The 14,948-nt window shown below is 73.2% G+C and carries 12 protein-coding genes; 8 read left to right on the top strand and 4 right to left on the bottom strand.

What is annotated here, in order from left to right; genetic code table 11:
- Nucleotides 1-892: 892 nt before the first annotated feature.
- Nucleotides 893-1,777, top strand: a complete 885-nt coding sequence (locus SMD11_RS01290) for a helix-turn-helix transcriptional regulator (RefSeq protein WP_159395172.1) — start codon at nt 893-895, stop codon at nt 1,775-1,777.
- A 149-nt stretch (nt 1,778-1,926) separates the two neighbouring features.
- Here SMD11_RS01290 and SMD11_RS34730 read toward each other — a convergent pair whose 3' ends face one another.
- On the bottom strand, nt 1,927-2,049 hold the full coding sequence (locus tag SMD11_RS34730) for a hypothetical protein (protein ID WP_418952399.1): 123 nt from the start codon (nt 2,047-2,049) through the stop codon (nt 1,927-1,929).
- A gap of 383 nt (nt 2,050-2,432) precedes the next feature.
- On the opposite strand from SMD11_RS34730, the gene SMD11_RS01285 reads away from it, so the two are divergent.
- The 5 genes from SMD11_RS01285 (at nt 2,433) to SMD11_RS01265 (ending at nt 7,539) form a co-directional block, all read left to right on the top strand.
- Entirely contained in the window at nt 2,433-3,473 is a 1,041-nt protein-coding gene (locus SMD11_RS01285; RefSeq protein ID WP_199843776.1) for a FecCD family ABC transporter permease, read from the top strand.
- Nucleotides 3,470-4,528, top strand: a complete 1,059-nt coding sequence (locus SMD11_RS01280; RefSeq protein ID WP_234365840.1) for a FecCD family ABC transporter permease — start codon at nt 3,470-3,472, stop codon at nt 4,526-4,528. Before SMD11_RS01285 ends, SMD11_RS01280 begins: the two co-directional genes overlap by 4 nt.
- Nucleotides 4,525-5,352 (top strand): ABC transporter ATP-binding protein, encoded by an 828-nt coding sequence (locus tag SMD11_RS01275; RefSeq protein ID WP_087924625.1) that lies wholly within the window; start codon nt 4,525-4,527, stop codon nt 5,350-5,352. The genes SMD11_RS01280 and SMD11_RS01275 overlap by 4 nt, the downstream gene beginning before the upstream one ends.
- A 100-nt stretch (nt 5,353-5,452) precedes the next feature.
- Nucleotides 5,453-6,412 carry an ABC transporter substrate-binding protein gene (locus SMD11_RS01270; RefSeq protein ID WP_234365839.1) on the top strand — a complete coding sequence of 320 codons (960 nt, stop codon included), beginning with the start codon at nt 5,453-5,455 and terminating at the stop codon, nt 6,410-6,412.
- A gap of 89 nt (nt 6,413-6,501) precedes the next feature.
- Entirely contained in the window at nt 6,502-7,539 is a 1,038-nt protein-coding gene (locus tag SMD11_RS01265) for a D-alanine--D-alanine ligase family protein (protein WP_087924623.1), read from the top strand.
- Nucleotides 7,540-7,660: 121 nt separating this feature from the next.
- Here the strand turns inward: SMD11_RS01265 and abc-f are convergent, their stop codons facing one another.
- The 3 genes from abc-f to SMD11_RS01250 all read right to left on the bottom strand — a co-directional run bounded on the left by abc-f (nt 7,661) and on the right by SMD11_RS01250 (nt 12,455).
- Nucleotides 7,661-9,295: a ribosomal protection-like ABC-F family protein gene (abc-f, locus tag SMD11_RS01260; protein WP_087924622.1), complete on the bottom strand. Its 1,635-nt coding sequence runs from the start codon at nt 9,293-9,295 to the stop codon at nt 7,661-7,663.
- Between the two features lie 381 nt (nt 9,296-9,676).
- Entirely contained in the window at nt 9,677-11,122 is a 1,446-nt protein-coding gene (locus SMD11_RS01255) for a glycosyltransferase family 39 protein (protein ID WP_234365838.1), read from the bottom strand.
- A gap of 313 nt (nt 11,123-11,435) precedes the next feature.
- Nucleotides 11,436-12,455, bottom strand: a complete 1,020-nt coding sequence (locus SMD11_RS01250) for a serine/threonine dehydratase (protein WP_087930220.1) — start codon at nt 12,453-12,455, stop codon at nt 11,436-11,438.
- A gap of 502 nt (nt 12,456-12,957) precedes the next feature.
- Between SMD11_RS01250 and SMD11_RS01245 the strand changes: the two genes are divergently transcribed.
- Together SMD11_RS01245 and SMD11_RS01240 are read left to right on the top strand one after the other, a co-directional pair.
- Entirely contained in the window at nt 12,958-13,626 is a 669-nt protein-coding gene (locus SMD11_RS01245; RefSeq protein ID WP_087924621.1) for a TetR/AcrR family transcriptional regulator, read from the top strand.
- A 248-nt stretch (nt 13,627-13,874) separates the two neighbouring features.
- Complete coding sequence (locus tag SMD11_RS01240) at nt 13,875-14,918, top strand: NucA/NucB deoxyribonuclease domain-containing protein (protein WP_087924620.1); 1,044 nt, start codon at nt 13,875-13,877, stop codon at nt 14,916-14,918.
- Nucleotides 14,919-14,948: the final 30 nt, after the last annotated feature.

Below are 14,948 nucleotides of genomic sequence, written 5' to 3'. Positions count from 1 at the left end.
CCGTCCGTGCACCAGCGCTCCTTCATGGCGTTTTCCCGCCCGTCCGCCGGGCCGTGCCGGCTGTGGACGCGTTGACCTGCGGGGTGGCTGTTCAGGGTGCCGCGTCCGGCCCGGCGACTCTCATCATCCGCTATAGCGGATGCCTTGACGGGTTTGGGTCCGCTGAGTAACGTTCCGGATACTCCGGCCACTTGGCCTGTACGGACGGCATCATCCGCCGCCCGTGCACGCACTCACGCGGCTGGTACGGGGGCGCAGCCGCGTGAGTGTGGTGGTACCGGGTACGCGCACGTGCCGTGAGGCACCCGCACCGCTGGTGCGAGGGGCCTCACGGTGGTGCGGGTGCCTGTTGCCCGCCGCGCCGCCCCGTGGCGGGAGTGTCATCAGTCCACCTTTCCACTCTTCCCCCGTGGCTACTGCTCCACCCTGCGCACCGTTCGCGCGGCCACCGGCTCCCGACCCGGTGGCGGTGCGGGCGTTCTCCCGCTCCGGAACACTGCCGGCACCTCAGAGATGGGTGAAGATGCTCAAGGAAGCCGTACCGGTCCACTCAGCCGCGACCGCGACACCTGTGGCACCCGTAACTCCCGTAATACCGAGGTCCCCTGTGGCGGCGGTGTCGTACGCCCGTCACCGTGCCCCGGCTCCTCCGGCTCCCGCGCCGAACGCCGTTCCCCGCACCGCCGCTCCTGCCGCCGCCGCGCCGGTCTCCGATGCGCCGCGGGCGTCCACCGTGGCGGACGCCCGCGGAACGGCGCCCGCGGAGGTCGCGGTCGCGGGTGTGGGGGAGTGCGCCCTGCGCCTCTACGCCTTCGCCTTGGGCCGGTCCTCGGTGACGGTGGGGGAAGCGGCCGCCGTACTGGGTGTTCCTGTGAGACGAGTGGAGCGGGCGGTGACAGAGCTGCGGGAGTTGCGACTTCTGGTGGGTGCGGCGGGTTCGGGAGGCGGCTTCGCGGCGGTCGGCGCGGAGGTGGCGCGGCGGGAGCTGGCCGTACCGCTACAGCGGGTGATCGAGGACGCCCACCGTGAACTGGACGGTGTCCACGAGCGCCTGGCGTCCTTCACCGCCGCCCTCCACACCTCCGCCGGCCATGCCCCGTCCTCCGCCGCTTCCCCCGCGGGTGCTTCCGCCGAGGACGCTTCGACCGGGGTCGTACGGCAGGCCCGGGCGCGGCTGGTGAACCTCGCCGGGGGCTGCCGGTTCGAGGTCGTGGTGATGCTGTCGGCCCGGGAGGTGTCGGGCCCCCGCCCGTTCGTCCTGGAGCTGCTCAAGGAGCCGTTGCGGAACCAGGCCCGGGTCCGGGTCCTCTGCCCGCACACCCTGCGCGCGGACGCCGCCGCGCGTTCGGTGCTGACCCGCCTCGTCCAGGACGGTGCCGAGGTGCGTTCGTGCACCGAGGCGTTCGACCCGGTGGTCGTCTTCGACGGGCAGGCGGCCTTCCTCCCCGCCCAGGACGGGCGCGAGGAAGAGGACGGCGGTGCCCTGACCTACGAGCAGCACCTGGTCGCCTTCCTCGGGCGGGTCTTCGAGCGGCTGTGGGAGCCGGCGAGTCCGGTCGAGGGCGCGGCGCCGGGTTACGGGGACGCGCTGGGGGACCTGAAGTCCACGATCCTGCAACTGCTGGCGTCCGGGCTGAAGGACGAGGTGATCGCCCGGCGGGTGGGGATGTCCTCGCGCACCTTCCGCCGGCACCTGGCCGCCCTGATGCACGAACTGGGGGCGGGCAGCCGCTTCCAGGCGGGTGTACGAGCCGCCCGGCTCGGCCTGGTCAGCTGACACCGCCTCGCCTTCCCCCTTGTCCTCATTCCCACCCCCCACCCCTGTTCCAGGGTCCGGCCCGGGTCCCACCCCCGGTCCGGACCCTGGCCAGGGACCCGGCCGCGGTCACCCGCCGCCGCGGCTTCCGCCCGGCCTCCGGCCGGCCGTCACCCGGCGCCGAGGCGTCCGCTCAGCCACCGCAGGGACGGCGGGATCTCCCGGAGCCAGGTGTTGACGTTGTGGCCGCCGCGGTCGAGGGTGACCGACGAAACGCGTGCGGGACTCCTCACCTTCTCGATGAACTGCTGGGCCGGTGCGCATCCGGCTGGAGCGATGCACGGGACGAAACGTTCCGTCCGAGTGTGGATCCTGATCGATTCCGCAGGGCGGGCAAGGGGCCGGCCTCTTGGCGAACAGGTTCGCGGACCGCATCGTAGAGGAGGAAGAGGACTTCCTCCTCGGTCCTGACGGCTGCGCGAACGGATCTGTGATCGGAGCGGAAATGGCTGCTCTCAGGGCGGGTGACCAGCGCGAGCGGCGCTCGGGGCGCTGTGCGCGCCATCGGCGCCCCGGTGGCACGGGCGGCGGTTCGTCATAACGAAATGCGGGCATTACAGGCAAGCGTTCGACGGGAATTGACAATTTTAGGCTTGCCTAACCTAAGGTCTGCCCCGTGAACGCGACCGATGTCCGGCCAGTCCGGCCGCCCCGGCCCGCCGCCGGGCGCCCGGCGGCACTCCGCAGGGCCCTGCTGCTGACGGGCGGCGTGGCCCTGCTCGTCCTGTGCGTGGCGCTCAGCCTCGCCGCGGGGTCGCGCGCCGTGCCGCTGAGCACCGTGTGGCACGCCCTGGCCGACGGGGACCGCAGCAGCGACGGCCTGGTCGTCACCGGGCTGCGCGTGCCGCGCACCGTCATCGGCGTGGTGGTCGGCGCCGCCCTCGGCGTCGCGGGCGCCCTCGCCCAGGGCATCACCCGCAACCCGCTGGCCTCGCCCGCCACGCTCGGCATCAACCACGGAGCCGGCTTCGCCGTGGTCGTCGCCAGCTATGTGCTGCACCTGACGCACCCGGCCCAGTACCTGCCCTTCGCCTTCGCCGGCGCGGCGATGTCCACCCTCGCCGTCCTCGCCCTCGCCCGCCGCGCCGGCGACCTGGACCCGGTACGGCTCGCGCTCGGCGGCACCGTGCTGGACGCCGTGCTCATCTCCTGGACCTCCGCGGTGATGCTCACCAGCCACCGCACCCTGGACGAAGCCCGCTTCTGGCTGGCCGGCTCGCTCGCCGGGCGGCAGACCGACATCCTGCTGCCCGTCCTCGCCCCGCTCGTCATCGGCCTCGTCCTGGCCCTGGCCGTCACACCCGCGCTCAACGCCCTCGCCCTCGGCGACGAGACCGCCCAGGCACTCGGCGTCCCGGTCGCCAAGGTGCGCGCCGCCGGCGGGATCGCCGTGATCCTGCTCGCCGCCTCCTCGGTGGCCGTCGCCGGCCCGCTCTCCTTCGTCGGCCTCGCCGCCCCCCACCTCGTCCGCAAGCTCGTCGGCGCCGACCACCGCTGGCTGATCCCCGGCTGCCTGATCGCGGGCCCGCTGCTGCTGCTCACCGCGGACGTCCTCGGCCGCCTCGTGCTGCGCCCCGTCGAACTGGAGGTCGGCATCGTCACCGCCCTGCTCGGCGCGCCCCTGCTGGCCCTCCTCGCCCGGAAGGTGGCGCGATGACCGCCGTCATGACCGATGCGCCGCCCCGCGCGGCAGGCGGCGCGCTCGCCCGGCAGCGCCGGCGGACCGCCCTGCTGAGCGCGGCCGCCACGGCCCTGCTCGTGGTGCTCACGGCGATCGGGCTCGGCACCGGCGAGGTCCCGATCGCGCCGGTGGACGCCCTGCGCGGCCTGGTGGGTCTCGGCGACGCCGGCGACGTGATGCTCGTCCAGGAGCTGCGCGCCCCCCGCGTGCTGTCCGCCGTCGTGGCCGGGGCGGGCCTGGGCGTCGCCGGCGCGGTCCTGCAACGCGCCGCCCGCAACCCGCTCGCCTCGCCCGACGTGGTCGGGGTGACCGGCGGCGCCTCGCTGGGCGCGATGGCCGTCCTCGCCTCGGGCGCGCCGGCCTCGCTGATCTCACCCGCCGCGCTCGGCGGCGGGCTGCTCGCGGCCGGCCTGCTCGGACTGCTGGCCTGGCGGGGCGGGTTCACCGTCTCCCGGCTCGTCCTCGTCGGCCTCGCCGTGCAGTCGGGCCTCGCCGCCGCGGTGAACCTCCTCATCGTCCGCTTCCCCGCCGAACTCGCCTCCTCCGCCCTGCAATGGACCACCGGCTCGGTGTACGGACGCACCTGGGCCGAGGTCCAGGCCGGGGGAGCGGTGATCCTCGCCGGGCTCGTCCTCGCCCTGGTCTGCCACCGCAGGATCGCCGTCCTCGACCTCGGCGACGACAGCGCGGGCGCCCTCGGCCTGCCCCCGAACGCCGCCCGGCTGCAACTGCTGCTCCTCGCCGTCGTGCTGGCCTCGGTCGCCGCCGCCCTCACCGGCCCCGTCGGCTTCGTGGCCCTGGCCGTACCGCACATCGTGCGGTTCCTGGCCGGGCCGCCCACCACCGGCACGCTCGCGCTGACCGCGCTGACCGGAGCCGTCCTGCTGCTGGGCGCCGACCTCGTCGTCCTGCACCTCCTGCCCGTCCACGGGCTGCCCGTCGGCGTCGTCACCGCCACCCTCGGGGCGCCCTGGCTGCTCGTACTGATGCTGCGTCAAATGAAGCCCAACGCCGGGAGTGCCGTCCGATGAACGCCACGACGAACGCCAACGAACTGGCGACCAGCGGCCTGCGGCTCGGCTACGGGAACGCCGTCGTCGTCGACGGGGTCGACCTGACGCTGCCCGGCGGCGCCGTCACCGCCGTCGTCGGCCCCAACGCCTGCGGCAAGTCCACCCTGCTGCGCGGCATGGCCCGGCTGCTGGCCCCCGCCGCCGGCACCGTCACCCTCGACGGCAGCGACATCCACCGGATGCCCGCCCGCGCCCTGGCCCGCCGCATGGGCCTGCTGCCGCAACAGGCCGCCGCCCCCGAGGGCATCACCGTCGAAGCGCTCGTACGCCTGGGCCGCTACCCCCACCAGCGGATGCTCACCCCCTGGTCCAAGGCCGACCAGACGGCAGTCGAGGAGGCGCTGGAGCGCACCGGCACCGACGCGCTGCGCGACCGGGCCGTCGACGAACTCTCCGGCGGCCAGCGCCAGCGCGCCTGGATCGCCCTCGCCCTCGCCCAGGACACCCCGCTGCTGCTCCTGGACGAGCCCACCACCTTCCTCGACCTGCGCCACCAGCTCGACGTGCTCGACCTGGTCGAGGAGCTCAACACCGAGGCCGGCCGGACCGTCGTCATGGTCCTGCACGACCTCGGCCAGGCCGCCCGCTACGCCGACCACCTGGTCGTCATGTGCGACGGCCGCCCGGCGGCGGCCGGATCCCCGGCGGACGTGCTGACCGCCGAACTCGTCGAGGAGGTCTTCCGGGTGGAATGCCGGGTCGTCCCCGATCCGGAAAGCGGCACCCCCCTGGTCGTCCCCCGCGACCGGTCGCGCAGACGCGCGGCCGCCGCGACCTCCTGACGCCCCCACCACGCCGAAAAGCCCCCTACCGCTCGAAAAAGGGAAACCCACCATGACCGTGCTCCGACCGGCCCCGAGCCGAATGCGAAGAGTGTCCGTGATGGCGCTCACCGTGATCATAGGCGCCTCCGCGCTCGCCGCCTGTGGTGGCGAGGACAAGAAGAACGACGAGTCCAAGCCCGCCGCCTCCGCCGGCGCCGGCTTCCCGCGCTCGATCACCCACGCCATGGGCAAGACCGAGATCAAGAAGAAGCCCCAGCGCGTCGTCGTCCTCGACACCGGCGAACTGGACGACGTGACCATGCTCGGCATCGAGCCGGTCGGCGCGGTCTCCCCCCACATGAAGACCGAGGGCGGCTTCCCCGCCTACCTCTCCGCCAAGATCAAGAACACCAAGGACGTGGGCCCCATGGCGGAGCCCGACATCGAGCGCATCATGTCGCTCAAGCCCGACCTGATCCTCTCCTCCAAGGTCCGCCACGCGAAGGTCTACGACAAGCTCAAGGGCATCGCCCCCACTGTCTTCACCGAGACCACCGGCGCCCCCTGGAAGGAGAACCTGAAGGTCCACGCCCAGGCCCTGGGCCTGGAGAAGGAGGCGGCCTCGGCCATGAACGCGTACGAGAAGCGCGCCAAGGCCCTCGGCGAGGAGATCAAGAAGAAGAACGACGGCAAGGCGCCCACCGCGTCCGTCGTCCGCTTCGTCGCCGGCCCCACCCGCCTCTACCAGAAGCAGTCCTTCAGCGGCATCGTCCTCAGCGACATCGGCCTGCGCCGCCCCGAGTCGCAGGACGTCGACAAGCCCATGCTCGACATCTCCCCGGAGCAGATCGACAAGGCCGACGCCGACATGGTGTTCGTGACCGTCGCCGACGACCCGAAGAAGACCCAGCAGGACGCCGTCCAGGAGAACCCGCTCTGGAAGGGCCTCGGCGCCGTCAAGAACGACAAGGTCTTCCAGGTGCCCGACGAGACGTGGATGTCCGGCATCGGCATCCAGGCCGCCGGCCACGTCCTCGACGACATCGCCAAGGCCGCCGGGGTCACCGCCCCCAAGTAGCCGCCCGGGGCCTGCCGGTCGCCCTACCGGCAGGCATCGCCTCACCGTCGCTCCACAAGACGGCGGAAGCGGTGCGGCACAATCCCCGTATGCGAACTGTGATCTTGTGTGGTGGAGAGAGCTCCGAGCGGGACGTCTCCCTGGCCTCCGGCCGGTCGGTGGCCCGGGCTCTGCTCGAACGGGGCCATGAGGTGGTGCTGGTCGACCCGGCGGCGGCGGTGCCGGTCCTGGCCGGACCGCTGCGCCCGGGTGACGTGGTCGACGGGTTCGCCGTCGCGAAGGAGCCGCCCTCCCTCGCTGATCAGCGGCAGTGGCGGCAGCGTATGCACGCGTCCCTGACGTCCGGTCCGGTCCTCGATCTCCTGCGTGACGCGGAGGCCGTGTTCCTGGCGCTGCACGGTGGCTGGGGTGAGGACGGGCATGTGCAGGCGCTGCTGGAAATGACGGGTGTCCCGTTCACCGGCGCGGGCAGCGCGGCGTGTGCGGCGGCCTGGCACAAGGGCCGGGCGCAGGCGGTGCTCGGCGCGGCGGGGCTGCCGGTGGTCGAACGGGCGCTGTGGCGGCCCGGGGCGGGCGACGTGCCCGAGGACGTGGAACGTCTGGTGGCGGCCGGTCCGGTGGTGGCGAAGCCGGTGGCCGACGGATCGAGCGTGTCGGTGTACCGGGTCGACTCGCCGGCGCAACTGTCCCAGGTCGCCTCCGAGGTGCGCTCCCGTGGGGTCGAGCTGATGGTGGAGCCGTTCCTGCCGGGGCGCGAGTTCACCGTGGCCGTGGTCGGTGACCAGGCGCTTCCGGTGATCGAGATCGAGCTGACGACCCCGGTGTTCGACTACGCGGCCAAGTACCAGCCCGGAGCCGTGAACGAGGTGTGCCCCGCGCGGGTCCCGCCCGCCTTCGCGTCCCGCCTGACGGAGCTGGCGCTGCGCGCGCACCGTGCGCTGGGGTTCGACGGTGACGCGTACTCGCGCACCGACTTCCGCTGCGACGCCGACGGCGATCCGATGTGTATCGAGGTGAACGCCCTTCCGGGCCTGACGGCGACGAGCCTGTTGCCGCTCGCGGCGACCGGTGCCGGCTGGACCTACCCCGACCTGATCCAGCGCATCCTCGACCTCGCGACGCGCTGAGCACCGGTCGTGACGCGCGCCGGTGCGCTGTTTCCCGCCCCCGTGACCGGGCCCGGCCGGGCGTGTGAGCCGGCGGCCACCGCCGGCTCACACGCCCGTCACATCAGGTCGGCGTGTGGGCTCACGCCTCAGGGGCCCCGGTCTCCGTCAGCAGGCCGTCGGCCAGCCGCAGCCACCGGTTCACACCGATCCGCTGGAGGAACCGCTCGTCGTGGCTGACCACCACGAAGGCCCCCTGGTAGGAGTTCAGGGCGCTCTCCAACTGGCCCGTGCTGACCAGGTCGAGGTTGTTCGTCGGCTCGTCCAGGAGCAGCAGGTGCGGGGCCGGTTCGGCGCACAGTACGCAGGCCAGGGTGGCGCGCAGCCGCTCGCCGCCGGAGAGCACCGCGACGGGCAGATGGGCGCGGTCGCCCCGGAAGAGGAAGCGGGCGAGCAGGTTCATCCGCTCCGCCTCCGGCCGCTCCGGGGCGAAGCCGGCGAAGTTCTCCGCGACCGTACGGTCCGGGTCCAGCAGGTCGAGGCGCTGCGAGAGGTAGGCGACGCGTCCGCCGGCCCGCTTGAGCTCGCCGCCCCCGGGGGCCAGGTCGCCGTTGAGCAGACGCAGCAGGGTGCTCTTCCCGGCGCCGTTGGGGCCGGTCAGCGCGATGCGTTCCGGTCCCCGTACCGTCAGGTCGACGCCGTCGCCGGCGAAGACGTCCTTGTCGCCGAGACGGACGCGGAGCTGTTCGCCGGAGAACAGGTTGCGTCCGGCGGGCACATGGGTGGCGGGCAGGTCCAGCGTGATGCGCTGCTCCTCGCGCAGGGCGCGCCCGGCCTCGTCCAGCCGGGCCTTCGCTTCGTCGATCCGGCCGGCGTGCATCTGCCCGGCCCGTCCGGCGGACTCCTGCGCGCCGCGCTTCATGTTGCCGGCGAAGATACGGGGCAGCCCGGCGCTCTTGAGGTTGCGGGAGGCGTTGCTCTGCCGGCGTTCGGCGCGTTCACGGGCCAGCTGCATCTCCCGCTTCTCCCGCTTCAGCTCCTGTTCGGCGTTGCGGACGTTCTTCTCGGCGACCTCCTGCTGGGCCCGCACGGTCTCCTCGTACGCGGTGAAGTTCCCGCTGAAGGAGCGGAGTTCGCCACGGTCGAGTTCGGCGATGCGTTCCATCCGGTCGAGCAGGGCGCGGTCGTGGCTGACCAGCAGCAGGCAGCCGTTGAAGTCCGCCAGCGCGTCGTAGAGCTTGTGCCGGGCGGCGAGGTCGAGGTTGTTGGTGGGTTCGTCGAGCAGCAGGACGTCGGGCCGCTTCAGCAGTTGGGCGGCGAGGCCGAGGGAGATGACCTGGCCGCCGCTGAGGGTGTGCAGGGTGCGGTCCAGCGCGAGGCCGGCCAGGCCGAGGCGGTCCAGCTGGGCGCGGGTGCGTTCCTCGATGTCCCAGTCGTCGCCGATGGTGGCGAAGTGCTTCTCGTCGGCGTCCCCGGACTCCACGGCGTCGATGGCCCGGACGATCGCGGCGATGCCCAGGACCTCGGCCACGGTGAGGTCGCCGGTCAGGGGGAGGCTCTGCGGGAGGTAGCCGAGGGTGCCGGTCATGGAGACCGACCCGGTGCCGGGTCGCAGGTCACCGGCGATGAGCTTGAGCAGGGTGCTCTTGCCGGTGCCGTTGGGCGCGACGAGACCGGTGCGGCCGGAGCCGAGGGTGAAGGACAGGCCCTGGAAGACGGGGGTGCGGTCGGGCCAGGTGAAGGACAGGTTCGAGCAGACGACGGAAACGCCGGACATGGAGGTGACCTCATGAGGAGGGAGGCAGGGATGAGACTTCTGCCTCGGCAGCAGACAAGGGAACGAGGAGACGACAACGAAGCCACGACGGCGGCGCTTCCGCGCACCGGCCGGTGGCCTGTCGGGTCCGGGTGGTCACCCGGAGATGTCGTCGTCCATCACCATGTCCGGCGTCTCCTCAACGCATGATCAATATTGGTGGCAGTTTAGCAACGGGGGCGGGGACGGTCGAAACGATTTAACGGGCCGGGAAGGCCGGCCCCCGGCGGACGCTCCGGGCGTCCGGCACGCCGGGCGCCGGGCTCGGGGACTCGGCGTCGCGACAGGCCGGTGAGCTGTTCGAAGGCGCCCGGCAGGGCTGAGTGGCCGCCCGGCTGGGGGTCAGCGCCGGTAGAGGGTGATCTCCAGGCCGCGGGCGCCGCGGTGGTGGGCCGGGGACAGGCCGGCGCGGGCGAGCGCCTCTTCCTGGGACGCCGCCGTGCGGGCGCCGGCCCGGCGGGCGCCGGGGGAGAGGTGCCGGCAGGTGATGTGCCAGACGCGGGACGCGGCCGCGAGGCGTCGGTCCAGGAGGGCCGGGCCGGCGGGCAGGCTGTCCAGGGTGCCGCGCTCGGCGGCCGTCTCGGCCGTGCCCAGGTCGGGGTGGTGGGCGAAGGTCTCCGGGGCGGCGGAGGCGATCAGGTCGCACCGGGCGCCGCTGAACAGGACGCCGTCGCCGGGGGCGGCGCGGGCGTCGAGTGTGGTGATCACGGCGGTGGTGTCCCAGGGGCGGCTGTCCTGCTGGCGGACGGCCAGGTGGGACACGGCCATCGGGACGGCCAGCAGGAGTCCGAGCAACAGCCGCTTGGGAAGCGGGGCGACGGTGGCGGCCGCCGCGATCAGCAGCGCCAGGGCCGGCAGGCAGAACAGCAGGTAGCGGTAGGCGAAGAGGGGCTGGCCGAGGGAGGCGGCCATGAGGACCAGCGGCGGCACGGTCAGCCAGGGCGCGCCGACGGCGAGGACCAGGGGCGGGGCCTTGTGCCGGCGGGCCACGAGGAGGGCCACGGCGGCGAGGGCGGTGGGGGTGAGCAGGAGTTTCAGGGCGGCGGGGAGGGTGTCCTGGCCGGGGGTGAGCAGCCAGGTCAGGTAGTTGTACGGGGTTCCGCCGGCGACCGGTGCCACGTCGCCCACGGCGGAGCGCTGGGAGAAGCCGAGGACCAGCAGCGGAGCGACGGCGGCGATGCCCGCGGCCTGGGCCGACAACAGGCGTACGACCACGCGGCGGCCGGGACGCCGCAGGACCACCGTGACCATGTGGGCGGCCACCAGCAGCAACCCCATCGCGTTGAACCAGCCCAGCAGCGCGATCAGCACGGCGTAGCCGGCGGCCCACCGGCGGCCGCCGGACAGGGCCTTCACCAGGGCGCCCGTGGCCAGGACCGCCACCGCCATGACGAAGGCGAACGAGCGGGCCTCCTGCGCGTACCGCGACGCGGTGGGCATCACGGCGAGCAGCAGCCCCGCGTACAGGCCCAGGCGCGGACCGCCGAGCATCCGTCCCAGCCACGCGAGGCCCCCTGCCGCGACGGCCACCGCCACCGCGGAGGGCACCCGCATCGTGAACTCGCCGACCCCGACGGCCTGCCCGACCAGGTGCATCAGTACGTAGTGCAGACCGTGTACCGCGTCCAGGTTCCCCAGCAGCTCCATGAGCTGCGACCCGGACCGCTGGGCCACGTCCATGGTGACGACCTCGTCGGTCCATGCCGAGGGTCCCGTGATCCCCCACAGTCCGAGGGCGAGCGCGACGACCGCCGGTGCCCACACGGCCGTCCGGTCGGGGCTGGGCAACGGCAGACGAATGACCCGAAGGATGGAGGCTCTCCCCGCGACCGGTGGTACATGGGCTTGCGCGGCGGGCTTGAGGTGCCTGCTGCCCTGCCGAGCGTGATCACGCGAGGGTACAGCTTTCGCCGCAATATTTACCAATTTCGGATAAATTGCATGCCGGTCAGTAACCGATCGGCGCGGGCGTCGTTCATGGGCGGCGGGCCGGGCCCGTCCCTCGCCCTGGGGCAGCGGCGCGTAGCGGCGGTGAGTGCGGCATGGCGAAGGGGGCTGCCGGACGGATCCCCCCGCCCGGCAGCCCCCTTCGGACCGCCGGTCAGCTCCCGGAGGTCCGGCGCACGAGGTCCGCGGGGTCGGTGTTGGAGCCGCACAGGACCACGGCGATCCTCTCGCCACCGCCGGGCCGGTAGCCGCGGCCCGGGGAGGTGAGCGCGGCGAGGGCCGTCGCGGCGGCGTGCTCGACGGCGACCTTGTGGTCGTCCCACAGCGCCTGGCGGGCCCGGACGATCTCGGCGTCCGGCACCAGGACGGACCGCACACCGTCCTGCCGGGCGGCGTGCAGGGCCATGGCGGAGACGCGGCGGGCACCGAGGGAGTCGGCGGCGACCGAGTCCACCGGGACGTCGACCGGGCGGCCGGCCTCGAGCGCGGCGTTCAGCGCGCGGCAGTTCTCCGGCTCCACCGCGACGGTGCGGATGCCGTGGTGCCGGGCGGCGGTGGCCACCCCGGCGAACAGGCCACCGCCACCGACCGAGACGACCACGGTGTCCAGACCCGGGACCTGCCGGCGGATCTCCTCCAGCAGGGTGCCTGCCCCGGCGGCGATCAGCGGGTGGTCGTAGGCGTGTGAGGCGAGCGCCCCGGTCGTGCCGGCGAAGTCCTCGCAGGCGGCCAGCGCCTCGGCGTACTCCGTGCCGACCAGCCGGACGTCGGCGCCGTAGCCGCGCAGTTTGGCCACCTTCACCGCCGGGGCGGTGGTGGGCAGGAACACGGTGGCGGTGACGCCCTGCTGCCGGGCGGCCCACGCGCACGCGAGCCCGGCGTTGCCGCCCGAGGCGATGGTCACCCCGGCGGCCGGCAGGGTCCCGGCGTCGTGGTGCGCCTGGAGGAAGTTCCGGGCGCCGCGGGCCTTGAAAGAGCCGGTGTGCTGCATGAACTCCAGCGCCAGCCAGACCTCGCAGGACTCTTCCGGCCGGTCACCCGGGAGGCCCGGTCCGTCGCCGTGGCGGGCGGCGCGGATCGCGTCGGGCTCCACCGGGGCGAGGGCGACGGTGCGGACGCGTCCGGCGATCCGGTCGGCGGCGGCCGTGATGTCGCCGTACGTGAGCTGGTGCACTTCTTTGCTCCTGCGGGGAGAGGGCCGGGGCAGGCGATGAGCCCGCCCCGCGGTGGTGGGGGCGAGAGGCGACGCGGAGGCGGACCGTCGCCGCACGGGGCGGGGCCGGGCGGCGCGGCGGCTCGCAGGGGTGGGGGTCGGTCCGCCGCCGAGGCCGGGCCGCAGGCCCGCCTGTCGGCAGCGCTCGGGGGTCTCGGGCCGGCAGCCGGACATCTTGCGGTGCTGTCCGTCGGTCGGCCGGCTCGCGTCGGGGGTGTCGCACGGTCGCCGCCCCGCGGGGACCGGTGCCCGGTCGGCCTGGCGCACGCAGGTCCGGTGGCCCGGGAAGCCGGGGACGCGGACGGCGGAGAGGGCGTCGACCGCGAGATCGGCCGGGTGCCGGTGAATGAAGCCCGCCGGAGCGTCCACGGCGGTGAGCAGGGGGTCGAGCGCCGTGCGGGACACGTTGTCGCCTCCGAGTGAGCCTACCGTGAACGATACGCTGTACCGTACGCTGGCTCGCATGCCTAGGCAATCCGCTTCCCTGGACCTCGCGACCCCCGAACGCATCGCCGCGACGGCCCTGCTGATCGTGGACCGAGAGGGCGCGGCGGCCCTGAGCTTCCGGTCCCTGGCCGCCCGGCTCGGCATCGCGCACGCGACCATCCAGCGCCGCTGCACCGACCTGGCCGGACTCCTCGACCTGTGCGCCGACCACCTCGCCGCCGGCCTGCCCAACATCCCGTCCGGCACCCCATGGGCCGACGCCACCGAGACCCGCTTCCGGCGGCTGTACGAGCTGCTGACGGCCCACCCGGGTCTCCTCACCCTGCGCGGCGGCCGGCCCTGGCTCGGTCCGCAGCTGCTCAAGCGCCTGGTGGAGCCGCAGCTCGCCGATTCCCTCGCGGCCGGCATGACTCCGCAAGAGGCGATCACGGGCTACCGGCGGATGTACCTGCTCACTCTCGGCAGCGCGAGCTTCGTGGACCACCGCGACCCGAAGGCCGCGCAGGCCGCCACCCGGACCGCGCTGGCCGCCCTCGATCCGGAGGAGTTCCCCGCGCTCACCGGGAACCTCGCCGTCATCCTGCCCGCTGTGGTCGACCACGAGGTCTACTACGGGGCGCTCCGCCAGCTCATCCACGCCGCCGACCCCGCCCGGACCGGCCGGGGCGAAGGGCACGGCCGGTGACCTGAGCCTCGCGGGCACCGCATCCCGGCCACGCGGGACCCCGTGTCCCGGCGGCCCGAGTGGTGTGCGCTCGCTGTGTTGCCCGTCGGGCGGGTGCGCCCGGTGGGGCGGGGACGGAATCGGACATGCCGGGGGAGGGAATCGGCCAGGGCGTGATGCAGGGGTGGGGGTGGTGTGCCCCGTGGTGCCAGGCTCGCTGGCGGTCGTTCACCGAGCGGTGAACCGGCCTACGGGGAAAGGAAGTTGACATGCGAATAAAGAACGCGGCGGTAGTCGCGTCCGGGATGGTGCTGCTGGGGACGGCCCTGGCCGGTACCGCGCAGGCCGCGCCGTCCGATGACCGGCTGGAGGTCTCGCTCACCCCGGTGACGGCCGGCGCCGCCCTGGCGGCGGGAGAGCTGAAGTGCCCGGTGCCGCCGCCCGGCAACACCAGCGTGTGGAGCCGCACGCACTCGTGTCAGACGGTCAACGCGACCGTGAACGTGCTGCGCAACGGCAGGCCGGTCGGATCGGCGCACTTCACCGTCCAGCACGTCATGAGCCTCGACATCAACAAGACGGCCTGGTCGGAGACGGTCAGGACGACCAAGGCCAGACTGGTCGGCAACGCCTCCGGCATCCGGGCTGTCTTCGGCACCACCTGCGGTTCCGGTTGCAAGGCCACCCCGGGGCTCAAGCCCTTCACCCTCGGTTCGTCGGCGCCCTCCGCCCGCACCGCGTACCAGGCGACGGTCAAGCGGTACACACAGCGCGACAGCATGTCCCGCTACACGTTCTCGCTCACCAAGCCGGGCTTCACCCCGGGCAGCCTCGCCTACAACTCGTCCGTCTACCGGTGCGACGACAAGTTCTATTCGAAGAAGCCGCAGTTTTCCAAGCCCCCGGGCTGTGTCTTCCGCACCCACCCCGCCGTCGAGACGAACCAGCGGCTGCTCCCGTACATCAGCGAGAACATCCGGAACGTGCAGTCCAAAGGGATCCACATCGGCTCCCCGAACTACGGCCGGCCGCTGCACCGGATCACCGACGGGAAGAAGATCGCCGCCAACCGCGAGGCGGTCTGCCCGGCCAGGACCAAGCCCCCGACGAACCTGCCCTTCCCCAAGCCGCAGTGCGACGAGTACCCCTTCGCCTCCACCAAGGAGGGCGGCACCGCGCTCGCCAAGCCGAACCGGGGCACCATGTGGGTGCCCGACAAGGAGAACCAGACCCAGGGCGGCTTCCTCGCCACGTTCTACCGTGAGAACCGTGTCCTCAACGGAGACCCGTACTACGTGTACGTCGGCGTGTGACCCTGGCTGACCACCGCACCACGATGGGGT

The organism is Streptomyces albireticuli, assembly GCF_002192455.1.
GTDB classification, from domain to species: Bacteria; Actinomycetota; Actinomycetes; order Streptomycetales; family Streptomycetaceae; genus Streptomyces; species Streptomyces albireticuli_B.
This window is presented reverse-complemented; position numbering and strand designations above follow the sequence as displayed.

Coding starts and splice junctions, on each gene's coding strand:
- SMD11_RS01280 (WP_234365840.1), top strand. CDS start 3,470: ATGACCGCCGTCATGACCGATGCGCCGCCCCGCGCGGCAGGCGGCGCG.
- SMD11_RS01275 (WP_087924625.1), top strand. CDS start 4,525: ATGAACGCCACGACGAACGCCAACGAACTGGCGACCAGCGGCCTGCGG.
- SMD11_RS01270 (WP_234365839.1), top strand. CDS start 5,453: ATGGCGCTCACCGTGATCATAGGCGCCTCCGCGCTCGCCGCCTGTGGT.
- SMD11_RS01265 (WP_087924623.1), top strand. CDS start 6,502: ATGCGAACTGTGATCTTGTGTGGTGGAGAGAGCTCCGAGCGGGACGTC.
- abc-f (WP_087924622.1), bottom strand. CDS start 9,295: ATGTCCGGCGTTTCCGTCGTCTGCTCGAACCTGTCCTTCACCTGGCCC.
- SMD11_RS01245 (WP_087924621.1), top strand. CDS start 12,958: ATGCCTAGGCAATCCGCTTCCCTGGACCTCGCGACCCCCGAACGCATC.
- SMD11_RS01240 (WP_087924620.1), top strand. CDS start 13,875: ATGCGAATAAAGAACGCGGCGGTAGTCGCGTCCGGGATGGTGCTGCTG.